Raw genomic sequence first — 24,027 nt, 5'->3', positions numbered from 1 at the left:
CTACCCCCGACGAGTGCGCTTCACCGAGCAGCTCCTCGCCCCATCGGCCCAAGTTCTCGCGCAGCAGCTTCGCCAGCTCGTCGAGTTCATTGTCGGAGGCGAGTTTGCGCGCCATCAGCCATTCGGCCAACCGGTAGCGCCGAAAGGGCAACGGGCGCAACCGTCCGAAGCGATCCGCGGACAAACCCTTGCAGAGGCTGTGGAGCAGTTGACGCAATGCCGTCAACCCTTCCGCCCCGTCCTCCGCCAGGGAGCTGCCGTCGGGCAGGGGTGCGAGATTCGCCGCGTCGACGCTCACGTGCACCGCGCTGCCGAGTGCTCCGGCGAACATCACCAGGCAGGCCTCGACAGTGGCGAGATCACCGGATAGGCCAACCATCGGCAACATCCGTTCGCCGCGCGGCGGCCGTGGCACCAACCAGCGCAGCAAGTCTTCGAGCACAACGACTCCCTGGAAGGAGACTCCCCTGATGCCGGACATAACGCCCCCGCGTCCTCCGCCGAATGTGATGACCTATTGAAGCAGACGCCAAAGCCGTTGGCACCCTGGCGCATAGACGATCCACACTGGATAGACGTACTGGTCATCCGGCACTCCGATTACGCTCCTGCCCTACCCACCCCCGGCACAGTGATTCTCGTCATGGCCGATATTCAGCGAGTTTCCGCGCCAGCCACCACTTCTTGGACACGCCGCGGTCACACGATGCCGCGATGCCGATTCGGCTCATCCATTCCGACATCCACACCTCGACGCCGGTGGTGCCGTCGTGCAGATCCTCCAACTCGATCGACACGACGGGATTTCCGGTCCCATAGGCACTCATACCGATCCCCCGCGCCTGGGAATTGAACGCTCCTTCGCCCTTCACGGCGCGCCAGCCACCACCAGCGAAGTGCTGCTGGACCGCGTCGCCGACCACGCCGACCGGCGCGGGCACCACCATGACGAGATGCCTCCTGGCCGAGAACGTCAGCGCCCATCCGCCGACCACCAGGCACACGAGATAGATTCCGACGAAAACAAGGCTGCCTCGAAGCCGATCGAAAAAGCGGCGAGCAAGCCGACGACACCGACGACCACCGTGCAGACGAATATTTCCATTACCATGCTCCCCACTGAGACGGCCGAAGACGGGCGCCCCCGCATCCAGCGCTTCCACCGAATCCGCGGAATCGAACGTAGCACCGCTACCCCATTCGGAATATCATTCGAATGATCGACCGTTGATGCGAAAATGGGCGTGGTTAAATTATTTTCGGGATTCGCTCGACTCGTCGGCTATCCCCTGATCGACCGATACCGCCACACCGGTCCGCGGTCTGACCTCCGTGGCAACACTTCGCATCGACTCGGCATCGCAGGGCGAGCGATCGTCGCCGAAGCGTGCGCAGTCCCGATGCCGTCGGCTGGACGGAAGGCGTGAAGTCAGAACTCGAGTCCCCACTCGTACAAGGCAATTCGATAGATGTCACTATGTAATCGCCGGCGGTACGCCAGGTCACTCCGCGCGCCGGACCACCGGCGCGACGTTGCGAAAGCCGCTCACCATCAAGAGTTTCTGCGTCGTGCTGACCGCTGTGCTGGATGGCTTCCTCATGCGCCACCGCACCGAACCGGAGGCGGTGGCGGCCGAACTGGTCGCCGACGCCATCCTGGCGGTGCTCAATGTGGCCGTCGACAGCGCGCAACGGCACGGGCACATCGACGACGGGATGACCGCGGTCGAGGCTCCCCGCAGCGATCCGTCGAGCCTGCCGAACGAGCCGCGGGCCGCCTTGCTGACCGCGGCCAGGACCGAATTCACCAAACGCGGCTACTTCATGGCGAGCATCGCCGTGATCGCCGCCGAGGCAGGCGTTCCGCTGGACGCGGCCCTGCGAATCTTCCCGACCAAGGCGCACGTCATCGTGGACGCACTCAAGTCGGCCCACGAGAAACTGGGCCAGGGCATCGCTGACGACATCGCGCTGGACCAGGACGTCGTCTCCGTTGTGGAGCACCATTTCCTGCGTTTCGCGCGCCTGGTCGCCGACGAACGTGCGTTCATGGACGCGCTGGTGGCGCTCGTCGCCCACGACACGTACGCAGAACCGGACGGACTCCGGTGAAACGCGAGTTGAACTTTCCCGCTCTGCTGATTCCCGTGATCACGGACAGCGCGACGGCAGGTTCGCCGAAGACCAGCCCGCCGCGGACCTGGCCGACCTGTTGACCAACGCGCTGCTACTGCGGTGCTTCACTCGTCGTGCGGCCAGTCCGGAAGAGAACGCGTCTTTCGTCTTCAGACTGACGCTCGATGGACTGGCCAATGCGTCAGCAGCCCACTGACCAGCACATTCAGGGTCGCGTCTGCTGGATCAGTTGCGGCTAGGGTCCGGGGTGGAGGTGTGCGGGCGGGTGATGCGGCGATGGGCCATGACCTCGGTCCACCAACCGCTCAACGGGCTGGGGTCGGGCCACACGATTCGATCTCGATCGTCGTCGTCTGCGACGTGCGCTTTGGGTTTCTCGATCACGATGACGTTCCTCTGCGCTGAGCTGTATGTGCGGAGGGCCCTCGTGTTCGCGCGGCGCCGGTGGTTCGCGACGAATCGCTTCGAATCGGCTGGTCGTCGAGCAGCGCGGGTTCCTCGCCCGTGGGTCGGACGACCACGCTGTCGGTCCGATATATACCACCAATACCACGCGGAATGCGGAAGAAACCGCTCTTTACGGTTTTCGGCCTGCGGCGCCTGGTCGCGCCCGGGCCACTCGACCAGCAGAAATCGTCACTCGCGCCGCTCAGCGCCCGCACAGAGAAGGGCCGGGCGGCCTCGCCACCCGGCCCTTCGAGCTCTCGGTATCAGCGGCCGCCGCGGCTGTGTTCGCCTCCGCGGACCTTCGCCTCGGTCGGCTGTGCTTCCGCGCCCTTACGCCCGGCCGCACTCGGATCGGCTGAGTTGCTCTCGCCGAAGCTACCGGTGCTGGCCCTGCCGCCACGACGCGCCTGCTCCTCGGTGTCCGAACGGTTGCCGAACTGACCTGGGTTCTTCGGATCAGGCATTCGCGGATCCTCCTTCGGTGCGTTGGAACCAAATCGGTGACCGTCGGCAACGGCCACACCGAAGTCCTACCCGAAGCGATCCGGGGCAATCGGCGCACCGCCAAAAACTCTCGAAAAGCGTTCGCGCACAACCGGTACGGCAGCGTAAGAGTGGCACGGAACACGCTCACGCAGGCGCGGGCGAGTGCTGATTCGGAACGGTATACGCGGGTACTCGTCCAGCGTCCCGCTGGTCCGAACCCACCGCGGCGCCGAGAGTCCGTAGTTCGCGCGGTTCCGGGCGGCCGCACACGCGAATCAGCGGCGAGGATATTCGTGCGCTATGGGAAACCAGGTGATACCGATGGCCGACCTTCGGCGGATAATCGACAAGCACGGCCCCTTCGCATCGGTCTGTTTCGACAGTTCACACGACACCGAAGACGCGGCGCATCAACTCGAACTGCGGTGGAATTCGATCGACGCAAAACTCGAAAGCAGCGGAGCGCGGCCGCGGATTCGCCGGCTGCTCGCCCAGGAGATCGAACGGCATCCCCCGGCGCAGGGGCGGTGCGGCAGACTGCTCATCGCCGATGAGACCGAGGTGCTCGCCGACGAGCGACTGCCGAGTCCGCCGGACGCCGAGACGGTCCGGGTGTCGCCGCTGCCCTATCTGCTGCCGTTGATCGAGCGGGAGTCCGAGCAGATACCGCACGTGGTCGCGGTCGTGGACCGAGTGGGCTCAGAGCTCTACTCGCTCGACGAGCACGGCGCAGAATTCGACGAGGCTTTGCGCGGAGCGGATCATCCGGTGCACAAGGTCCGCCGCGGCGGGTGGTCCCATCGCATGATTCAGCAACGGGTCGAGAACACGACCCGGCGCAATATCCGCGAATTCGCCCGCGAAGTGGACCGTCTGGCCGACACGGTGCACGCGGACGTCATCGTGCTGGCCGGAGAGGCGCAGGCCCGCTCGGAGTTGCGCGCGGAGATCGGCGCGAAGGGACGGGAGGTCATCGAGGCCGAATCCGGCACGCTGGCCCCGAATTCGGATCCTAAAGCGCTCGATGCCGAAGTACGCGAGATCCTGCGCGGGGTCGCGACCGACCGGTGCAGGCAGGTGCTCGACCGCTTCGCCGCGGAACTCGGGCGACCCGACGGCTTGGCGGTGACCGGGCTCGCGGAGACCTCCCATGCCCTGCGCGCCGCCAATGTGGAACGGCTGCTGCTCAACCGCAGGGCGCTGGGCGACCAGCTGGTGGTGGCCGGGGCCACCCCGAACCCGCTGCTCGGCACCGTCGCCAACGGCATGGCAGGCGAGATGCGCCGGGCCGACGAGGCGCTGCCGGTGGCGGCGCTGGCGATCGACGCCGCGATCACCGTGGTGGACGACGCGACAGCGCTGCGCGACGGCGTCGGCGCCCTGCTGCGGCACCGTTGAGTCCGGCGATCGGAATCGGACCGCCGAATGTCACCGCTTCGGAACGCGCTCGTGGACGGTCAGCAGCAGGTGGTCGAAGGCGGTCTGTACCTGCGGTGGCGCCGCTGGCACGCGGTCGATTTCGGCGATGAGCTGTGCGGCCAGGTCACGAAGCTTGACGTTGGTTTCCTGCGAGCGCCATTGCAATACGTGAAATGCCTGGTCGGCATTGATCCGGTACACATGCATCAGCACGCCCTTGGCCTGCTCGATCAGCGCGCGCGACTCGACCAGTTTCGGCAGCGTGTCGTCGAGCAGGTCCTGCCGTTCCTCGGCGATGGTGGCGGTCAGATCGATGTAGTAACCGGCGGTGCCGACCACGGTGCCGTCTTTGTCGGTCAGGGTGTCGCCGAGCACGATGACGTGGTGCACCGACCCGGCGGTGTCGATGATGCGGTGGCGGCTGCAGAACGGTTGGGCGTTGCGGACCGACTTCTCGATCGCCTCGGCGACATGCTCCCGATCCTCGGGATGCTTGTGCGCGAGCAACAACTCCGTGGTCGGCGTCACCGTGTCCGGCGCGTAGCCGTGCATCGCGGCGACTTCGTCCGACCATTCCCACTGCTGAGCGCCGAACCAGAATCGGAAACTTCCCGTAGTTTGGGGCGTGCCCGCTCCCACCACCCGGGCTACCGCTCCTTCGGCCGTGTCCACGATCGCGTCGCCCGACTCGTTCATCGCGTGAGTGTGCTCCTAGCTGCTACTGGGGCTTCAGTCTAGTCCCGCATCCGCGGTGCGCTGGGGCACACGCTGCCGCTCGGCGGTATCACGATCATGCCATCGGACCGTCCGGGCCGAGGTGCGACGAGGCGGTTCTGCAAAGCCCGTCACTCGCCTCGGCCCGTCCGGTGCCCGGTCGAGCATCCAGCGCCGGTAACAGGACCGTTGTGGCGGCCGGATGAGCGCGCCGGCGGACCCGGATAGTCTGGTGAGGTGCCGACGTAAAGCTAAGGCGTGCGCCACTTCTCGTCCGGCAACAGAGTGCTGGCCTGCGGGCCCATCAGGAGCATTCCGCCGTCGACGACGTACGATGCGCCGGTGACTTAGCCCGCCGCCGGTGTCGCAAGGAAGGCCACCACGGCGGCGACCTCCTTGGCGTGACCGGTACGTCCCAACGGCACTCCCGGCCGGTACTGCTCGCGCGGATCGACGTCTTCTTGACCGGTCATCGGTGTCGAGATCTCGCCCGGCGCCACCGAGTTCATGGTGATGTCGTGTTCGGCCAGTTCCAGCGCCAGCACTTTCGTCAACGCCCCGAGACCCGCCTTGGCCGCGCAGTACGGCGCGGCGCCGACGCGGGGCGCGTGCTCGTGCACGCTGGTGATGTTGATGATCCGCCCGCCTTTGCCCGCCGCGATCATGTGCCGGGCGGCGCGCTGCGCACAGAGGAACGCACCGTCGAGGTCGACCGACAGGACATGCCGCCAGGTATCGAAGTCCATGTCCATGGCCTTCTGGGCCGACCCGGTACCGGCACAATTCACCAAGACATCGAGGCCGCCGAGCTCGTCGGCCAGTTCATCGATCACCGCGGCGGCAGTCGGCAGATCCGCCAGATCGAGCCGGCGGATCGCGGCGGTCATGCCCCGTTCGCGCACCTGCGCGGCGGTGTTCTCGACACCCTGCCGGTCGCTGCGGAATGTGAGCCCGACATCGGTTCCTCCGCCCGCGAGGGCGACCGCGACCGCCGCGCCGATGCCGGAGTCGCTCCCGGTCACCACGGCTCGCAGCGGCGCACCCGCGCGATCCTCCGGTAGCGGAGCTGTAGTACCCATGGCCTGCGGCTACCCGGTCGTCCGGGGCTCACACTCCGCCGCGGTGCCGCCATATTTTCCCGCCCAGACCCTTGCGCGAGACGAAAATTGGTGCTATAAGAAATCTGTGCCACTTGGCACAGGTTTTCTGATTCGTTCTATGCAGAACAGAGTGTGCGCAGTACGCAGTCGCGCTGCGAACTACAAAGCGACGAAAGGAAAGCGAGGTGATGCCCGTATTCGACCGTTAGAAACGAGTTCCGCGGAATGCCGACGCCGACCCTGTACCCGGCGCATTCGAGCACAGCGTGCGACCCGCTCTACGCGCACCGCCACGCCTGTGGCATCGCAGGGATGACGGCATACGCGGGCTCATACGCAGGTACGTCGTTCTCCGCCGGGGAGGGGGCACCCAGGCCCGCTCCCCGGCTCGACACCCCCGCCCTTCAGGGGCGACAGCGGTCTCCCCCCTTCCACCACGCGCCGACCGCGAGCCGTCCGCTGGCGGCTCCCGCAGACCGGTGTCGTGCTCGGCCTATCGTGCCGATCCGTGATCGCCGAACCGCGCCGACGGCGATCGTGATATCCGGGGCGCAGTGGGTATTGCCGAGTCGTTGCTGCCCACACCGCGGCAACACCGCAAGGCACTATTCCGCCCAGTTCGGAGGCTGTCGTGACCAGCGATCCACAACAGGCGAAGCGCCCGGTGAGCGCGCTGCTGGCCGGCCCATACGGGCACCCGTTCCATCCGATCCTGGTCACCGTGCCGATCGGCGCGTGGGTGGCCAGCCTGGTGTTCGACATCGGCTCCCGGGTCGTGGACGATCCGGATTTTCTCGCCGAAGGCGCGCTGTGGCTGATCGCGATCGGCGTGCTGGGAGCACTGGCCGCGGCCGCGATCGGGTTCCTGGATCTGCTGGCCATCCCGAGCGGCACGCGAGCGTTCCGGACCGGTCTGCTGCACATGAGTCTGAACCTCGCCGTCACGGTCGCCTTCGCGATCGATTTCCTATGGCGACGGGCGGGCGATGGGGCTCACGGTCCGGTCGCCCTCGGCCCGCTGCTGCTGTCCGCGGCGAGCCTCGCCGCGCTGAGTGTGTCGGGCTTCCTCGGTGGAAAGCTCGCCTACCACTACGGCGTCCGAGTGGCCGACGAGGCCAGTCAGGCCGCCGGCTTCCAGCGCTGATCCCTATTCCTTCGGATCGAAAGGAATCGTCATGGCCATCGCGGCATTGATCACCTGGCTGCTGACCGCGGCAGGCGGTTTCGTCCTGCTCAGCACCTGGATTTCGAAAGGTGCCACCCGGCAACCCGACACGACCCAGCTGCCGCCGCCGGTCGTCTTCGGTCACTTCATCCTCGCCGTCGCCGGTTTGATCGTCTGGATCATCTACCTCTTCGCCGACACAGACGCGCTCGCGTGGACGGCGTTCATTCTGCTCCTCCCCGTGGCCTTGCTCGGCTTGTTCATGTTCACCCGCTGGCTCCCCGTATACCGCGCACGGGCCGCATCCGGCACGCAGGAGGCGGCCGAGAGCCACTTTCCCGTGGCGGTCGTCGCGGGTCACGGCGTATTCGCGGTCACGACCGTAGTTCTGGTGTTACTGACGGCTCTCGGCGTCGGTGAATGATGTCCCCCGGATTCAGCGCGGACGCTCGGACCAGAAGCCGCACCTGTGCCTGCCGGCGAAGTCGTCGGCCATGGAGCTGCCGGTCGCGCGCATGATCAGCGCCGCACCGTCGGTGGTCGGACCACTGTGTTCCGGCCAGGCGGACCATTGGGGCAAGCCAGGTCCGTTCGGGTCGCCGGTGTGGGCGAAGGTGGTCCACCATCGCTGCATCTGCCGGGCGAAGGCATCGGACGCGCCGGTCCACGGGATCGGCACACCCATCAGGCTGGTGAACAGGTAGGGCAGTTCGGCGGAATGGAAGGCGCCCGGCAGCACGGGGTTGGTGTCGCCGAATGGCGCCTGGTCGAATTCGTACTGCCACAGGGGATGTCCGGTGCCGCGTGCCACGCGGCTGGTGAAGAGCGCCGGGCAGGCGAACAAACCGTCGGTAATGACCGCGGATTGAGCGGCCGCGGGTGCGGGATAGTGATCGAGCGGGTACTCGGCGAGCACTCGATCGGCGTACGCGCCGAATGATTGGCGCACGTAGCGTTCGTAGCTCGCGGCATCCGGTGCATGACCTCGCGCATAGTCGGATTCGGCCACGAACAGCGCCCCTTCGTTGCTGTTGCTTCCGACGATGAGGGGTATTTTCCGGTCGTCCACTTCCAGCGCGACGTCGAGCGTGCGCGTGACGACGACACCATCGATGCTGGGCACCCAGATGGGCACCGGCCCGTCGAATTGGACGGTCGGCGACTCCAGGAGTTTCGCGGCGGGCAGCGCCCGCAAGCACGCCAATTGTGTCGCCGGATCGCCGCATCCGACGCTTTCGGCGTAGCGCTGCGAGCGCGCGAAGGCATCGTCGCGGTTGCCGGGGACCAAGGGCGACTGTGCGCAGGACCCGCTCTCGACGATCGCTTTGTGGTACAGGCCGTCGGAGCCGGGTGCGGCCAGGTGTGTGCAGACGCTTCCGCCACCGGCCGATTCACCGAAGATCGTGACGTTGGCGGGATCGCCACCGAAGGCGGCGGCATTGTCGTGCACCCACCGCAGCGCGGCTTGTTGGTCCTGGATACCGACTGTTCCGGTGGCTCCACCCGACTCGGCGGCCAGTTCGGGCAAGGACATGAATCCGAACGGCCCGAGGCGGTAATTGGGAACCGCCACGATGACGTCGCCTTCGGCGACCATCCGGGAGGGGGCGTCGTATTGGCCGTTGGACCCGGTGACGTAACCGCCGCCGTGGAAGAACACCATGACCGGCAGGTTTCGGTCGCGTGCGCCCTCGGGCACGTAGACGTCGATGGTCAGGCAGTCTTCGCTGGTAGGGCCGGTCGGTGGGGTGCCGGGCAGATATCCGTTCTGCGGACACAGCGGACCGTGGGTGAGCGCCGGACGGACGCCGGGCCACGGTTCCGCGGGCCGAGGGGGGCGAAACCGCGCGTCGCCGCCGGTGGGTGCGGCAAACGGGATGCCCAGGTATTCGACGATCCCGTCCGCGGCGAACCCGGAGATCTCGCCGCCGGTCACGAACACGGTGGGTGGCGGTGACGCGGGCGCCGGAGCGCTCGCGAACGGGAAGCCGATCGCCGCCATTCCGGAGATCGCGGATCGCATGATCGAGCGAATCATTGCTGCCCAATACCTCCGATGCGGTCGCTACGGTCGGCAGCAATGACCTTCATCAGCCCAGCCACAAGCCCTCGACCAGCCAGGCACATGGCATCTCGGACAGATGCTACAGCGGCCCGCGGCGCGTCGACGCGCACGGCACAAGCCTCGGTGACACTCGCGGCCCGTCCGCCCCGGATCAACTTCCGGAAAGCAGAGCGAGTTCGTCGGCGAGGATCTTGACGGTGTCGCGAATCTGGTCTTCGGTATGGCAGGCGGTGACGAAGAACCGAAGGCGCGCAAGGCCTTCCGGTACCGCAGGATGCAGGATCGGGTTGACGTTCACGCCTCGGCGCAGCAGTGCGTTGGACAGCTTCAATGCTCTCAGCGAGTCGCCCACGATGCACGGAATGATCGGTGTGTCGTGGCTGTCGCCCGTGTCGATCCCCGCTTCGCGGGCCAGGTGCAGGAACAGCCGGGCGTTGCGCCGCAGACGTTCGAGCGGCTCGCGGTCGGCTCGCAGCTGCCGGATCGCCGCCGCCGAGGCGGCCGCGTTCATCGGCGTCATCCCGACGCTGTAGACGAATCCGGGCGTCGTGTATTTCAAGAAGCGGATCAGCTCCGCGCTGCCCGCGACATAGCCTCCGCAGCCGGCGAGCGCCTTCGACATGGTGCCGGACCACAATTCGACATCGTCGCGATCGACGCCGAAGTATTCGCCGATTCCGCCGCCGCCCTCGCCGAGCACGCCGACGCTGTGCGCCTCGTCGATCATCAGCAGCGCCTTGTGCTTCTTCTTGATCGCGATGATCGCGGGCAGATCGGGAATATCGCCGTCCTGGCTGTACACGCCCTCGATCAGAATGAGAACTCGCCGGTACTGGTGCCGGATCTCGGTGAGCAGCCGGTCGAGTGCGGCGTGGTCGTTGTGCGGGAACGGCCGCCGCGTCGCGCCCGACAGCTTGCAGCCTTGCAGGATGCTGTCGTGTGCCAGGGCGTCGTGGATCACGAGGTCTTCCGGTCCCACCAGATGCCCGATGATCGTGACGTTGGTGGAGTGGCCGCCCACCAGCGCGATGGCGTCCTCGGTGCCGAGCAGGGCGGCGAGTTCGGCCTCCAGCTCGCGGTGCACCGGCTTCTCGCCGGAGAGTATCCGGCTGGCCGAGCACGAACTACCGTAGCGCGCCACGGCGTCTTGGACGGCCGCGACGACCGCCGGATGGCCGGACAGACCGAGGTAGTTGAAGCTGGAGAAGTTGACCACCGATTCCCCGTCGATCACCGAGGTGTCGCTGGTGATCCCGTCGTTGACGAGGAAGTAGGGATTGGGCAGATCGAGTGCTTCCGCGCCGGAGAGCCGGTCGGCGATCGCTTTCACTTCGGCGAAGTCGGCGATGCGGTACTCCGCCTCGACGGCGGCGGGCCTGGATTCGGACACGCTCGCAGCCGTCACACCCGAGCTGGAGGCGGGCACGCCGGAACCGGGTCCGCCGACCCGACCGGTGACGTAACCGATCACGTCGCCGAGCGTCGTCGTCCGCGTGAACCAGGCGGGGTCGATGGTCAGTCCGGGCAGCTTGCGGATGAGTCCGGCGAACAGGTCGGTCAGCATGAGCGAATCGAATCCGAGGTCGTCGCTGAGCGTTTGCACGTCGCGGAGTCGATCGACCGGGAATCCGCTCACCCTGGCCAGTTCCGCGCGGACCACACCGGCGGCCGTGTCCGCGGCGATGACCGTGTGCCCGGCCGTCGTCCGCGGGGCGACCGGCTGACGTGCCGCCATCGGCGGGACGGCCAGTTGCGGCGCGCCGCTTTCCCCTGTGCCTGCCACAAGGCTCGCTAGCACCGCGTTCTGCTCGCGAAAGAACGAAATCAGCTGATCCATGGTCGTTTCCTCGGTATGGGTGGAAGTCGAAGGGACGGTGGGCGGTTCGATCCAGAACCGGTGCTCGGTGGCGAACTCGTACACCGGCAGGCGACGGCGCACCCGCTGGGCTGGTTCATAGAGCTGGTCCCAGTTCGGTGTGGATCCGTCGCGGTACAGCGCGGCCAGCGTCTCGGCCAATTCGCCGCCGGTCGCGGCGGGCCCCGGGCTCGGTACCAGGCAACGCCCCGCCAGGCCGGGACGAATCCGTCCGACCAGAGCCGCGAGCACGCGGCGCGGACCGACTTCGATCACGTGCGTGGGATCGGTGCCCAGAGCGGCCTCGATGACATCGCCGAACCGGACGGTGGCACGGACGTGTTCGGTCCAATACGCGGCGTCCATCGCCTCGTGCTCGTCGAGCAGACGGCCGTGCACGGTCGAGTAGATCGGAAGAACGGGTGCCCGATAGGTGCATTCGCGGGCGATGGCCTCGAACTGCTCCAGCATCGGCGCCATCAGCGGACTGTGGAATGCGTGCGAAACGTTGAGCTCCTTGGTGCTCACCGCACGCGCGGCGAGCGCATCCCGAACCCGGTCCAGCGCGGCGGCCGCACCGGAGAGCACGAGTTCTCCGGGTCCGTTGACGGCCGCGAGCGCGACCTCCGGTTCGTCCGCGATCAGCTCGGCGATCTGTTCGGTGGTTGCCCGCACGGCAAGCATCGCGCCGTCGATCGGCAATCGTTGCATCAGCGCGCCGCGCGCGACGACCAGTCGGCAGGCATCGTCCAGGTCGAACACCCCCGCCACCGCGGCGGCCGCGAATTCGCCGATGCTGTGACCGATCAGCCAAGCGGGCCGGACGCCTGCGTCGGCAAGCGACTTGGCGAGCGCGTACTCCATCGCGAAGATCGCGGGTTGCGCGAGTTCGGTCCGGTCGATGTCGACGCGCTGGTCGAGCAGCAGCTCGCGCACCGAGCGGCCGAGGTGGGCCGTCATGGCGTGATCCACCGTCGCGATGGCGCGCCGGAACAATGGGCTCGCCGCGTCCAATGCCCTGGCCATTCCCGCGAATTGCGAGCCTTGGCCGGTGAACATCCAGCCGATGCGAAGCGGTTGCGCGACACCATATTCCAGCTCGCCACGCAGACGTGCGATCGCCTCGTCGCGGTCGGCGGCGACGATCGCGAGCCGGTGTTGGCCCGACGCCTTGGCGCGATTGCTCGTCCAGCAGAGCTGCGCGAAGCGATCCGGCGGCACCGCCGCCAATGACTCCGCCATGCGATGCGCGTTGCGCCGCAGCCCTGCCGCGTCGTTCGACGACAGCGTGAGCACACCGCCGCCGGACACCGAGGCCGGTTCCGCCGCGGGTGCGCTACCGAGCACGATGTGGGCATTCGTGCCACCGATGCCGAAGCTGCTGACACCGCCGTGCGCAGGCCGGTCCAACGGCATCGGTTCGGCGAGCAGCCGCAAGCCGTGCTGCGCCATCCGCAGCCGCGGGTTCTCCTGGTCGGCGAACCTCGACGGCGGAACGACACCGTGGTGCAGAGCGAGTGCGGCCTTCATCAAGCCCGCGACACCGGCGGCTCCCTCGGTATGGCCGAGATTGCCTTTGATCGAACCTATTCCGCAGGGACGCACGCGGTTCTTCGCGTGCCACTGACCCAAAGCCTTCACTTCGATCATGTCGCCGAGCACGGTTCCGGTGCCGTGCGCCTCGAGGAAATCGACGTCCTCGGGCTGGACTCCGGCACGTTCGCACGCCGCGCCGATCACCTGCTGCTGCGCCCAGCGGTTCGGTGCGGTGATGCCGTTGCTTCGCCCGTCGGAGTTGACCGCGCTGCCTTTGATCACCGCGTAGATGGGCAGGCCCGCGGCCTGCGCGTCGGCGAGCCGCCGCAGCACGAGCACGGCTACGCCCTCGCCGCGGACGATTCCGTCGGCGTTGCCGCTGAACGGTTTGCACCGCGCGTCCGGCGCGGAGAGCCCGGCTTGGGTGTAGAACACCCCGACGGCCGGGGTGAGCACGAGGTTCACGCCACCGGCGACCGCCTGGTCGCATTCCCCGGAAGTCAATGCGGCGCAGGCCAGATGGATCGCCACCAGCGACGACGAGCAGGCGGTGTCCACCGCCATGCTCGGACCCTTCAGGTCGAACTGGTAGGACAACCGGTTGGCGGTCATGAAGTACCCGTTGCCCGAGCCGTGCTGCGGCGTGATCGCCGCATAGTCGCTCATCTGCAAGTTGGCCCATTCGTTGGCCATCACCCCGACGAAAACCCCGGTCCGCGAGCCGGCCTCGGCGCGAGGATCGAGGGTGGCATCCTCGAAAGCCCGCCAGGTGGCCTGCAAGAGCAACCGCTGTTGCGGATCCATCGCCTCGGCTTCGCGCGGGGTGATGCCGAAGAACTCGTGGTCGAACGCGTCGGCATCGTCGATGAATCCGCCACTGCGGGTGTTGATCGTGCCGGGCGCACCGGCCGGGTCGTGGAAGTCGTCGGCGTTCCAGCGGTTCGCCGGAACCTCGGAGATCACGTCGCGTCCGTCGATCAGCAGCTGCCACAGCGCTGCTGGATCGGGTGCCTGCGGGAATCGGCAGTCGAGGCCGACTATGGCGATATCGGTCATGCGGCGACGACGAATTCGGCCGCGATATGCGCGGCGATGGCAGCGATGGTGGGGTGATCGAAGACCAGGGTCGGATCCACTTCCAGCGACCACTGGTCCTCGATCTCGCCGCACAGGTTGATCGCCGACACGGAGTCCAGGCCCAGCTCGGCGAGCGGGACCACGGGATCGACCTGGTGGGGTGCGCGTTCGGTGTAGTCGGCCACGCGCTCCACCAGCCATCCCTGGATGGTGGCCGGGCAGGTGACGGCGGTACTGAACATGGTTCGGCTCCTCGACGGGGTACGGGTCGGTCAGGCGGTCAGAGATCGGCTCAGCGCCGGTTCGAGATCTTGGTGCAGGACACCGTCCACGCGGTGCCACAGGAACGCTTCCCGCATCGAGCCGCGTTGGACCTTGCCGCTGGTGGTGCGATGCACCGATCCGGGTTCCAGGAGAACGACATTCGGTGCGGCCACGTCGAATCCGCGGGCGACGGTGTGCTTGATCGCCGAGGACAGCTCGGCGAGCGTTGTGTCGCCTCGCAGGGCCGTCTTCACACCCTGCAGCACGACGAGCCGCTCCCTGCCTTCCGCGTCGACGGATACGGCGACACCGGCGGCGGCGAGCGCCGGGTGCAGTTCGCGGACCAGCTCTTCGATGTCCTGCGGATAGATGTTGCGGCCGTTGACGATCAGCAGATCTTTGCTGCGGCCGGTGACGAACAGCTCGTCCTCGTGCAGCAGGCCGAGATCGCCGGTGCGCAGGAACGGCCCCTCGGCGCCGATATACGCGGCGAAGGTCTCGCGGGTCGCCTCGGGACGGTTCCAGTAGCCCGCCGCCACGCTGTCACCGCGAATCCAGATCTCGCCGACCTGGTCCTCCGGAAGGCTCTGCCGCGTGCGCGGGTCGACGATGCGGATGTCCAGACCGCGGGCCGCCCGGCCACAGCTGACCAGCCGCGTCTCGCGGCCGAGGTCCAAGTGAACCGGCGCGGCGCCGATGGATCCGGCACTGGCCAACAACGTCACCTCGGCCAGCCCGTAGGCAGGCAGGAAGACGGTGGGTCGCAAGCCGGCGGGCGCGAAACGTTCGAGCACGGCCGCGATCGTCCGTTCGCGCACCGGCTCGGCGCCGCTGAGCGCGACTTCGAGGGTGCTGAGGTCGAGTTCGGCCACCTGCTCGCCGGTCACCCGGCGGGCGATCAGGTCGTAGGCGAAGTTCGGTGCGGCGGTATAGGTGGCGCGGTACCTGTCGATGGCCTGCAGCCAGCGCACCGGACGCTTGAGGAAGGTCGTCGGCGCCATGAACACCAGGTTCGCTCCGGCGTACAACACCCCGAGCAGCGTGCCGATCAGGCCCATGTCGTGGAAGTGCGGGATCCAGCTGACGCCGGTGGCGGCATCGTTCAGCCCGATCGAGGCGATGGCGGCTTCGTTGTGCATGAGGTTGCCGTGCGTGACGACGACGCCCTTGGGGGTACCCGTCGAGCCCGACGTGTACTGGAGGAAGGCGATGGTCCCCGAGTCGATGGCGGGCATCCGCCATGCGCCCGGGTCGCCGAGCGGACCGTCGGTCGCGACGACGATCTCGCTTGCCGCGGCCGCGACAAGGGGCTGGACGTCGCTGGTGGTGAGGATCAGTCGTGCCCCGGAGTCCGCGATGATGCCCGCTAACCGCTGGGTGCTGCGCTCATCGTGCGGCAAAGGCGCGGGAACGGCGATCACGCCCGCGTACAGGCAGCCGAGAAATGCCCGCAGGAACGCCAGCCCGTCGTGATAGAGCAGCACGACCGGCCGCACTGATTCCGAACGGTCCGCGAGCCAGGCGGCGACAGCCCGGGCGTCGCGGTCGAGTTCGAGGTAGGTGACGACTTCCTCGCCGAGCTCTCGCCCGGCCTCACGAAGGTAGGTGTATGACCTGGTCTCCCCGTATTCGAAAATTTGCTGCCTTACGTGGTGAACGTAACTCGGCTGCATCTCGTGGTTCCTCGGTAGGGATCGGCATCAGTGTCGGCTACTACTCTCGGCCGTCCACGACCTCGGAACCAGGGACCTCAGGGAGCATCCAGCAAACCCAGGGGTGGGCAGAATCCCACCCTTGGTGTACGTGGGACCGCGTCACCTTGCTGGGCGGTGACCGGTGCGCCGAGCTACCGCGCAACATGGCATCGCGCGGTTCCCGAACCGACGACGCCTTACTGCGGCGGCCGCTCAGCGGAACGCAGGTTGGCGCCCGAGGCCGAGGCAATGGCGATAGCCAGACAGCGCAACTCGCCGGGGATCAGCACCGATCGAATGGCGCCCTGAAAACACTCCAGCATGGCGCCGTCGGACCACCGCACGTCGTAGCGGTACCAGCAGCGTCCGTAGCTTCGACCGCGTTGGATATCGCGTTCGGTCCGGACGGCCAGTTCGAGCAGCGCGGCAGTGACCTGGCTCGGCTCGCCCGCGCTGGTGATCTTCCACCACGGCTGACTGAAATATCCTGGCTCGGAGATCTCGACCAGGTACAGCAGAGGCATCCCCACGGTGTCGGAGGCGGTCATACCGCACAGACTGCACCAAAACGGACTGGGCAGACAGGTGAAACGCCGAACGTGTGCTGAGACGCTATCTGTCGGTCCAGCCGAGAACCATCTGACATCGGACTTGCCGAAGGTCCACCGGCGCTCACGTTTGCGTGATGGCGGCAGAACAGTGATCCCCGCAGGCAAATCCTGGCTTGTGCCGAGCGTGACGTTCGCGAGTGCTGCCGCCCTGATCGCTACGAGCCGATACGGTCCAGGAGCCAGCGAGGACCGACCGTATTCGCCCCGATCGCCTCGACACGGTCACGGAGACCCCGATCCGCCGTCACGACAGTGACCGGACGATTGCCGGCCTCCGCGACGGCCGCGGCCACCACATCGACTATCGCGTCATCTCCCGAACCGTCCGCCCGCACGACACGCAGGCTGGCGAATTCCGGATCCGACACATCGGCGACCGCGGCCTTCGCCGCCCCTTCCAGCACGACAATCAACTCGGCCAGCTGCTCCAGGTGCTCATCGAGCCGGGACATTTTCGCGAGCAGTCGCCGTGCCGCACCGGAACGATCGCGCCACCACCCATCGGGGCGCGAGCCGACGACATTCGCGGCGTCCACCACGATCAGCTGATCGCTGTCCTTTGTCACATACTCAGTCTCTCCCCGCCGCCGTGTTACCCGAGCGAGGCCTCCCCGACGTAGTCATACCATCGACCGGTGCGTCAGTGCACCGGCAGCGGACTGGGCGACGCGGGCCGGGCCGCTCGAACCGCGGCGAGCGCGTTGAGTCGGCCGTACCCGTACTTGTCGCTGCGCCCGTCGGCGCCGTAGCGGCCGCCTTGCGGATCGATCTTGTCGCACGCTCCTTTCAGCAGGTCCTTGACCTCGCGCCAGGTCAGATTCGGGTTCACCGACAACACCAGGGCCACCACGCCGGCAGCTCCCGGGCAAGCGCTGGAGGTGCCGCCGAAGTCGTCGGTGTAGTTGCCCGCTCCATCGCCCAACTGGGGATCGCCCGGGTTGTAGCCGTCCCGGCCGCGCCGGTCGACCGTCCAGATGCCTTGTGTGATCGGGGCGGGATGCCCGAAAGGTTTGTGCCCGAAGTCGCTGCTGGGGAACGCGCACCACACCGCTTTTCCGAAATCGCTGTAGACGCTGCGTTTCCCGGTGTCATTACAGGCCGCGACGGCGATGACCTTGGCGAAACTGGCGTAGCCGTCGTTGTCGACGGACTCGTTGCCGTTGCCGGCCGCGAACAGCACCACACAACCCTTACCGCCGCGTCCGGTGGTGACGGCGTGTTCGATCGCCAACCGTGTACTGGCGGGCAGCCGCACCACCTTGTTGTGCAGCGGGTCATTGGGCCGGAACCAAGCGCCGTCGGGCGGGCCCCAACTGCACGAGATGACGTCGGCACCGTGATCGGCGGCCCACACGAAGGCACGCGCCTCAGCTTGCGATCCGAGGCCCGAGGCCAGCCGGATCGGCATCAGCGCGGCCTCCGGCGCCACTCCCGACGCCCCTGCCTTGCCGTTCGCGCACGCCACACCCGCGCACGCCGTGCCGTGGTTCTCGCCGCGGTCCGGGCCGTTCCCGAACATGTCCTTGGGGCGCGGATCGTTGATCTGCAAGGTGACGTCGCGCGGCGCGACCACTTTCCTGCCACCGGTGAACTCCGGATGGTCGATGTCGACACCGTCATCGATGATGGCGATCGTCATCCCGGCACCGCGTGTGACGGCGTGGGCCGCTTCCACCGCGGCGTGCGCGTCGACCGGCTTTCCGCCGATCACCGTCTTCTTCAGATGCCACTGTTGCGGGAAGATCGCCTTGCGGGAACGGCGTCGGATCAGCTCGGGGTGGCAGTACTCCACGTCGTCACGGCTCAACAGCTCATTCGCGATATCGAACACCCGCTGACCGGTCCCCTCCGGCGCCGCGGTGAAATACGCGTTGGTCGCATACGTGACAACCTCTTTCACGCGCAGGCCCGCCGCCGCCAAGACATCGAGGCAATGCTCGTGATCGACCCGGTCGACGAACTTCACGAAGACGTTCTCCGTGTAGAGCACCGGCTCCTCAGTGCCGGGATCAACCAGCACATGCCCGGCGAACCGCACCTCCGGCGCGGCATTCAGCACCGGTTTACGTCGCGCCACCGACTCCCCGGCGGGCAGCCGGTACACCTCCACCCCCGCCTCCGGGTAGGCCTGCACCAACGTCGCGTCATCGAGCTCACCGGCCAGCGGCGTCTGCACCGATCCGGTTTTCCGCCGGACCCCGCGCCCGCTGTAGGTCCGTACCACGATCAGATCCGGACTCTGCTCGAGCTCGAAACCAGGATCGTCCTTCGTACCGAAATTAGCTGTAGGCACAGTGATCTCCTTCCCCGTGTGGACCGAGCACCAGCATGAACCTAGCCCCGGCAACCACCCGAATCCCGAGCAGCGCGGTACTCGCTATTCGTCCTCGATCCACCCCCCGGATGGTGACACGCCAGACCTCATCTCGCAGGTGTTGCGGCACCAGACCCGCCGACCCGCCCACACCATCCTCCTCAGCAGCCCCCTACCGGTTGCCCCTCCCCGACGCCCGACACCGGGACGGCCGACCCGAACCCACTCTGACTAGGCGATTAGCTCCCTCCCCGGCTCGTGCGGTAATCTCTTCGAGCACCCGCGAAGCGGACGCAACGGGCTGTGGCGCAGTTTGGTAGCGCACTTGACTGGGGGTCAAGTGGTCGCAGGTTCAAATCCTGTCAGCCCGACACAGAAAACCCCTTCTGACCTGGGTCGGAAGGGGTTTTCTCATTCAGCAGCAAGGGTTCGGGATTCGACCCATCTCACAGAAATCTCACGTTTTCGGGCTCGCCCCGCGCGCCAAGGTTTCGAGAACGGCGAAGTCGTCGCCGCGGGCGGCGCGCCAGGTGCGGCCGAAGGTGTTCGGTTTGCGCAGCGACCCCGTTGCACCTGATCACATCCACCACCCACACCACCGTCCAATCCCGCGGCGGCGTTGGATTCCGCTGTGTCGCATGGAAGTTTCCTCCGTAGCGGGTAGCCTGCGACGCGGCGCACCACCTCGATCACTGGTCAGTTTTGCATCGCTCAACCGCGACTATTGCTCACGGACTCGATGAAATCGACGGCGGTCGCGGAAATGAGGTCGGGGGCTTCGATGAAGGGAATGTGCCCACCTCCGGGAATCTCCACGAATGTCGAGTGGGGGATGGCGTCATGGATGACCTTGCTGAGCTCAGCGGGGATGAAGTGGTCGTTGTCGGCGCAGGCCACCAGGGTGGGGACTGTGATCTTCTCGAGGGCGGCGGTGAGGGGCTGCGGCTGTCCACCGGTTTCACGTCGGCCCAAGCGCAGGATGGCGTCGAGGAAGGCGACGTAGGTGTCGGGTGAGTTTCTCTTCACCCCGGCTCGGATATTCGCCGCGACCTGCTGGCCATGCTCGGATTCGAGGAACTGCGGAGTCATGATCCACAGTGCGATGAAGTCGGCCATCTCCTCGCTCATGCCGATCTTGGCGATGAGACGTCGGCGGAGTGCGTAATTCAGTTCCACCGAGCGATTGAGTTCGGTGAAGGCCCCGACTGCGATCAGTGAGCGAACCTTGTCGGGGTGCCGAACGGCGAGCGCACAGGCGATGGACCCACCCAGAGAGGTGCCCAGGATGTGCGCGTTGTCGTAGCCGAGGGCGGTGATCAGTGCGGCGATGTCGTCCGCCCAGACCTCGACGGAGTACTCGCAGTTCGGATCCTTGTCAGACTGGCCGACGCCGCGGGGGTCGACGGCGATGGTGCGCACGGCGGCCGACATCGCGGGTACGCCGAGCTGGTAGTAGGTGTAGTCCAGGCCGAGGCCCGGGATCAGGACCAGGGGTTCTCCCGCCCCTTCGATCTGGTAGTGGATCCGGGTTCCGTTGACGTCGGCGAATGGCATGGTGGTGTCTCCGATGACTGAATTGAGAATAAGGGGGCCCGCCCGGGCCGCTGTGGGTGAAATTCGTTGCGCCTGGGGTATTTCAGCGGGTGGCCATCGCCTCCAGTGCGGTGCGGGCCGCCTGACGAACGTGGCGTGCGCAGGCGTCGGCCGCTCGCTGTGCGTCGCGCGCTTCGACTGCCTCGACGATCTCGCGCATTTCCGCAACGCTGTTCGCCGCCCGGCCTGGCTGGGATAGGGACAGCGCCCGCAGCATGGTCACGCGGGCTTGGAGACCTTCGACGATTTCTTGGACGGTCACGTTGCCCGACCCGGTCAGCAGTGTGTCGTAGAAGCGCTTCTTCGCCTCCAGCATGTCTACGGCCGCACCTTGACCACTGGCGTGGGCGGCGATGACGTCGAATGCCTCCCGCAGCTGCCGGACCTTCTCTTCCGAGGCGTGCTCGACGAATTGGCGTGCCGCCATACCTTCGAGCACCGCCCGGACTTCGTACAGCTCGGCCGCACGCTGGGGAGAGACCGAGGAAACGAAGGTTCCCCTGTTGGGGATGTTGCTGACCAGCCCCTCCGCCGTCAGCTCCCGCAGCACCTCGCGGATGGTGGTTCGCGAGACACCGGTCTGCTCGATCAGCTCGCGCTCGATGAGCCGTTGCCCCGGGCGCAGCCGCATCTCGACAATCGCCTGCCGTAACTGGTCTGCGACCTGCTCCCGGATCGGGGCTGCCACGCGCCGGACCTGGACCGAGAGCCCGTCCAACGGCTGCTTCACCTCACGTGCTGTCATTTGTCTGACGGTACTACGCATGGTTGGTCACTCCCGCTGTGGAGGCACCGAGTCGACTTCGCGGCGTTCGGCCAGGAAGCGGGTGAAGGCGGTCAGGAAGGGTTGGGGCTCTTCGTATACGCCCAGGTGCCAGGCATCGGGAATGATGCTCAGACGGGCATCGGGCAGCGCGTGGGCCAGCGCCGCCGATGCCTCGGGAGGCGTGGTGATGTCCGCCGCGCCCGTGATGACCAGTGCGGGCATGTCGAGTGCGCCAAGACGTTCCAGGGTGTCGAGCTCCGAGATCGCCTGCCAGCTCGCCTCCCAGCTCGCTGGGTCGTTCGCCGCGAGGGTCTGCGCGCAGCTGCGGCCGATGGAGGTGCTGCGGCCGTGGGGCGAGAACCAACGCTCCAGGGTGGGCTGGACGACGGCGTCCATTCCTCGGCGGGCGGCGTGACCGCGCTCGCGCAGTTTCGGCCGCACTGCGTCGGCGAAGCTTCCGGCGGTGGCGCACAGTATCAGCGATGCCACGTGCTGCGACTGTTGCAGTGCGAGGTGCTGAGCGACCATGCCGCCCATCGAGACTCCGACCACGTGAGCCGGTTGATCGGTTTCCGCCCGGAGGACCGCAGCGACGTCGCTGGCCAGGTCGCCGAGGGTCATCGGGTTGCGAATCGGGCTGGATCGGCCGTGGCCGGGCAGGTCGACGGCGATCACGCGGTATTGCTCGGCGAGGTGACTGATGTAGCTGGTCCACCAGAGGCAGTCGAGACCGACTGGGTGGAGCAGGACGACGGGGCGGCCCGCTCCACTGGTCCGGTAGGCGATGTGACGAACTTCGTCGCCTGAGTCGTTCAGCTGAAGGAGCCTTCGCGAGGTGGGACTGTCACTGCTCATACCATGCCGCCGAAGTTGAGATACTTCATCTCGGTGTATTCCTCGATGCCGTGCCGGGAGCCTTCGCGTCCGAGGCCGGACTGTTTCACTCCGCCGAAGGGCGCCACCTCCACCGACAGGAAGCCGGTGTTGATACCGACCATCCCCGACTCCAACCGCTCGGCGACACGCCAGACTCGGCGCAGGTCTTGGCTGTAGAAGTAGGCGGCGAGGCCGAAGTCGGTGGAGTTGGCCAGCGTGATGGCTTCCTCTTCGGTATGGAAGCGGGACAGCGCGGCGACCGGGGCGAAGGTCTCCTCCTGCGCGATCCGCATGGCGGTGGTCACCTCACCGAGGACGGTGGGCGTGAAGAAGGTGCCGCCCCGGATCTGCTCGCCACCGGCCAGGAGCGTTGCGCCCTTGGCAATGGCGTCGGTTACGTGCGCCTGTGCCTTGCTCACGGCTTGCTTGTTGATCAGCGGCCCGACGTCGGTGCCCTCGTCCAGGCCGTTGCCGACGTTGAGGCCGCGTACCCGTTCGGCGAAGCGTTCGGCGAAAGTGTCGTAGACGCTGTCGTGGATCAGGAACCGGTTGGTGGCCACACAGCTTTGCCCGCTCTGGCGGAATTTGGAGACGATCGCTCCATTGACCGCGGCGTCCACATCGGCGTCGTCGAAGACGAGGAATGGCGCGTTGCCGCCGAGTTCGAGCGTCATCTTCTTGATGGTGGGTGCGCACTGGGTGGCCAGGAGCCGGCCGATCTCGGTGGATCCGGTGAAGGACAGTGCGCGCACCGCCGGGTTCGCACAAAGTTCGGCTCCGATCGCCTGCGGGGATCCGGTGACGATATTGAGCACGCCCGCCGGGAGCCCGGCCCGTTCGGCGAGGGAGGCCAGAGCCAGCGCCGACAGCGGTGTCTCCTCAGCGGGCTTCATCACCACGGTGCAGCCTGCCGCGATGGCGGGTGCCGCCTTGCGGGTGATCATGGCCGCGGGGAAGTTCCATGGGGTGATGCACGCGACCACACCGATAGGCTCGCGCAACACCATGATCCTGGTGTCAGCGGAGGTCGAGGGAATGATCTCGCCATGGATACGGCGTGCTTCCTCGGCGTAGAGACGTAGGAAGGACGCCGCGTAGGCGATCTCGCCCCGGGCCTCGGCCAAGGGTTTGCCCTGTTCCAAGGTCAGCAAGTGGGCCAGGTCCTCCTGAGACTCGAGGACGAGGTCGCGCCAGCGCAGGAGGATCTCGGCGCGTTCGCCGGCGGTGCGGGCCGCCCAGCTGTACTGGGCGTGGCGGGCGGCTGCGATGGCGCCGCTGGTCTCGGTCTGCCCCATCGCCGGAACGCGGCCGACCGTGTCGCCGGTGGCTGGATTGACAACGTCGATGTACTCGCCGCTCATGGCGTCTGTCCATACGCCGTCGATCAGGCAGCGGTCGCGAAGAAGTTCGGTGGTGGGCTGCGGGTCGTGTGTCTTGTGCATGGCGGATCCTTTCCGGTTCGTCGTCAGTCCTGCTCGTCGAGGTTGTGGCCCTGCTCGATGAGAACCTCCTCGGTGGAGCGGAAGGCTTCCATGCCGGCCGGCACTCCGCAGTAGATACAGGCTTGGAGGAGAACCTCTCTCAGCTCGACCGGGGTGACGCCATTGTTCAGTGCGCCGCGGACATGGAGTTTGAGTTCGTGGGAGCGGTTCAGGGCGGTGAGCATCGCGATATTGAGCAGGCTGCGGTCCCGCCGTGACAGCCCGGGCCGGGACCAGACCGCGCCCCAGCAGTACTCGGTGACCAGTTCCTGCATAGGTCGAGAGAACTTGCTGGCGTTCGCGAGGGAGCGGTCCACATGCTGCGCGCCCAGGACGGAACGGCGGGTGCTGATCCCGGCTTCGAGTGTGCTGCCGCTACTGCTGTGAGCGTCGGCGTTGTCGACAGTCATTCGTATCACTCCTGTTTG

The 24,027-nt window shown here is 66.8% G+C and carries 22 protein-coding genes and 1 tRNA gene; 6 read left to right on the top strand and 17 right to left on the bottom strand.

What is annotated here, in order from left to right:
* Positions 1–13 precede the first annotated feature (13 nt).
* Positions 14–370 (top strand): hypothetical protein, encoded by a 357-nt coding sequence (locus AB0M45_RS17160; RefSeq protein WP_364329338.1) that lies wholly within the window; start codon positions 14–16, stop codon positions 368–370.
* Positions 371–641: 271 nt separating this feature from the next.
* Here AB0M45_RS17160 and AB0M45_RS17155 read toward each other — a convergent pair whose 3' ends face one another.
* Positions 642–995, bottom strand: coding sequence for a hypothetical protein (locus AB0M45_RS17155; RefSeq protein WP_364329335.1), 354 nt, complete (start codon positions 993–995; stop codon positions 642–644).
* Positions 996–1,533: 538 nt separating this feature from the next.
* Between AB0M45_RS17155 and AB0M45_RS17150 the strand changes: the two genes are divergently transcribed.
* On the top strand, positions 1,534–2,112 hold the full coding sequence (locus AB0M45_RS17150) for a hypothetical protein (RefSeq protein ID WP_364329332.1): 579 nt from the start codon (positions 1,534–1,536) through the stop codon (positions 2,110–2,112).
* Between the two features lie 249 nt (positions 2,113–2,361).
* On the opposite strand, the gene AB0M45_RS17145 is transcribed toward AB0M45_RS17150, so the two are convergent.
* Entirely contained in the window at positions 2,362–2,520 is a 159-nt protein-coding gene (locus tag AB0M45_RS17145) for a hypothetical protein (RefSeq protein ID WP_364329329.1), read from the bottom strand.
* A 326-nt stretch (positions 2,521–2,846) separates the two neighbouring features.
* A complete protein-coding gene (locus tag AB0M45_RS17140) occupies positions 2,847–3,047 on the bottom strand; it encodes a hypothetical protein (protein ID WP_364329326.1) in 201 nt (66 codons plus the stop codon).
* Between the two features lie 343 nt (positions 3,048–3,390).
* Here AB0M45_RS17140 and AB0M45_RS17135 point away from each other — a divergent pair, with 343 nt between their 5' ends.
* Positions 3,391–4,467, top strand: a complete 1,077-nt coding sequence (locus AB0M45_RS17135) for a Vms1/Ankzf1 family peptidyl-tRNA hydrolase (RefSeq protein WP_364329323.1) — start codon at positions 3,391–3,393, stop codon at positions 4,465–4,467.
* Positions 4,468–4,497: 30 nt separating this feature from the next.
* On the opposite strand, the gene AB0M45_RS17130 is transcribed toward AB0M45_RS17135, so the two are convergent.
* Both AB0M45_RS17130 and AB0M45_RS17125 read right to left on the bottom strand, forming a co-directional pair.
* Positions 4,498–5,184, bottom strand: coding sequence for a PAS and ANTAR domain-containing protein (locus AB0M45_RS17130; RefSeq protein WP_364329320.1), 687 nt, complete (start codon positions 5,182–5,184; stop codon positions 4,498–4,500).
* Positions 5,185–5,549: 365 nt separating this feature from the next.
* On the bottom strand, positions 5,550–6,281 hold the full coding sequence (locus AB0M45_RS17125) for an SDR family oxidoreductase (RefSeq protein ID WP_364329317.1): 732 nt from the start codon (positions 6,279–6,281) through the stop codon (positions 5,550–5,552).
* Between the two features lie 652 nt (positions 6,282–6,933).
* Here AB0M45_RS17125 and AB0M45_RS17120 point away from each other — a divergent pair.
* Complete coding sequence (locus AB0M45_RS17120; protein ID WP_364329314.1) at positions 6,934–7,446, top strand: DUF2231 domain-containing protein; 513 nt, start codon at positions 6,934–6,936, stop codon at positions 7,444–7,446.
* A gap of 31 nt (positions 7,447–7,477) precedes the next feature.
* The gene (locus AB0M45_RS17115) at positions 7,478–7,891 is read left to right on the top strand and encodes a hypothetical protein (protein WP_364329311.1); all 414 of its coding nucleotides are present in this window, start codon (positions 7,478–7,480) and stop codon (positions 7,889–7,891) included.
* Between the two features lie 12 nt (positions 7,892–7,903).
* Here AB0M45_RS17115 and AB0M45_RS17110 read toward each other — a convergent pair whose 3' ends face one another.
* The 7 genes from AB0M45_RS17110 to AB0M45_RS17080 form a co-directional block, all read right to left on the bottom strand.
* A complete protein-coding gene (locus AB0M45_RS17110; RefSeq protein WP_364329308.1) occupies positions 7,904–9,490 on the bottom strand; it encodes a carboxylesterase family protein in 1,587 nt (528 codons plus the stop codon).
* Between the two features lie 193 nt (positions 9,491–9,683).
* The gene (locus AB0M45_RS17105; protein ID WP_364329305.1) at positions 9,684–13,979 is read right to left on the bottom strand and encodes an aminotransferase class I/II-fold pyridoxal phosphate-dependent enzyme; all 4,296 of its coding nucleotides are present in this window, start codon (positions 13,977–13,979) and stop codon (positions 9,684–9,686) included.
* Entirely contained in the window at positions 13,976–14,242 is a 267-nt protein-coding gene (locus AB0M45_RS17100; protein WP_364329302.1) for an acyl carrier protein, read from the bottom strand. Before AB0M45_RS17100 ends, AB0M45_RS17105 begins: the two co-directional genes overlap by 4 nt.
* A 30-nt stretch (positions 14,243–14,272) precedes the next feature.
* Entirely contained in the window at positions 14,273–15,937 is a 1,665-nt protein-coding gene (locus AB0M45_RS17095) for a fatty acyl-AMP ligase (protein ID WP_364329300.1), read from the bottom strand.
* A gap of 218 nt (positions 15,938–16,155) precedes the next feature.
* Positions 16,156–16,506, bottom strand: coding sequence for a hypothetical protein (locus tag AB0M45_RS17090; RefSeq protein WP_364329297.1), 351 nt, complete (start codon positions 16,504–16,506; stop codon positions 16,156–16,158).
* 218 nt (positions 16,507–16,724) lie between these two features.
* The gene (locus AB0M45_RS17085) at positions 16,725–17,135 is read right to left on the bottom strand and encodes a hypothetical protein (protein ID WP_364329294.1); all 411 of its coding nucleotides are present in this window, start codon (positions 17,133–17,135) and stop codon (positions 16,725–16,727) included.
* 74 nt (positions 17,136–17,209) lie between these two features.
* Complete coding sequence (locus AB0M45_RS17080; RefSeq protein ID WP_364329291.1) at positions 17,210–18,862, bottom strand: S8 family serine peptidase; 1,653 nt, start codon at positions 18,860–18,862, stop codon at positions 17,210–17,212.
* Positions 18,863–19,180: 318 nt separating this feature from the next.
* Between AB0M45_RS17080 and AB0M45_RS17075 the strand changes: the two genes are divergently transcribed.
* Positions 19,181–19,254 (top strand) — tRNA-Pro (locus tag AB0M45_RS17075).
* Between the two features lie 340 nt (positions 19,255–19,594).
* On the opposite strand, the gene AB0M45_RS17070 is transcribed toward AB0M45_RS17075, so the two are convergent.
* The 5 genes from AB0M45_RS17070 to AB0M45_RS17050 all read right to left on the bottom strand — a co-directional run bounded on the left by AB0M45_RS17070 (position 19,595) and on the right by AB0M45_RS17050 (position 24,009).
* The gene (locus AB0M45_RS17070) at positions 19,595–20,437 is read right to left on the bottom strand and encodes an alpha/beta fold hydrolase (RefSeq protein ID WP_364329288.1); all 843 of its coding nucleotides are present in this window, start codon (positions 20,435–20,437) and stop codon (positions 19,595–19,597) included.
* Between the two features lie 82 nt (positions 20,438–20,519).
* Positions 20,520–21,221 carry a GntR family transcriptional regulator gene (locus tag AB0M45_RS17065; RefSeq protein WP_364329285.1) on the bottom strand — a complete coding sequence of 234 codons (702 nt, stop codon included), beginning with the start codon at positions 21,219–21,221 and terminating at the stop codon, positions 20,520–20,522.
* 27 nt (positions 21,222–21,248) lie between these two features.
* Positions 21,249–22,097 (bottom strand): alpha/beta hydrolase, encoded by an 849-nt coding sequence (locus tag AB0M45_RS17060; RefSeq protein ID WP_364329282.1) that lies wholly within the window; start codon positions 22,095–22,097, stop codon positions 21,249–21,251.
* Positions 22,094–23,560 carry an NAD-dependent succinate-semialdehyde dehydrogenase gene (locus AB0M45_RS17055; protein WP_364329279.1) on the bottom strand — a complete coding sequence of 489 codons (1,467 nt, stop codon included), beginning with the start codon at positions 23,558–23,560 and terminating at the stop codon, positions 22,094–22,096. Before AB0M45_RS17055 ends, AB0M45_RS17060 begins: the two co-directional genes overlap by 4 nt.
* Positions 23,561–23,583: 23 nt before the next feature.
* The gene (locus tag AB0M45_RS17050) at positions 23,584–24,009 is read right to left on the bottom strand and encodes a carboxymuconolactone decarboxylase family protein (protein WP_364329276.1); all 426 of its coding nucleotides are present in this window, start codon (positions 24,007–24,009) and stop codon (positions 23,584–23,586) included.
* Between the last annotated feature and the right edge of the window lie 18 nt (positions 24,010–24,027).

This window comes from Nocardia sp. NPDC051787, assembly GCF_040681325.1.
Taxonomy (GTDB): domain Bacteria; phylum Actinomycetota; class Actinomycetes; order Mycobacteriales; family Mycobacteriaceae; genus Nocardia.
This window is presented reverse-complemented; position numbering and strand designations above follow the sequence as displayed.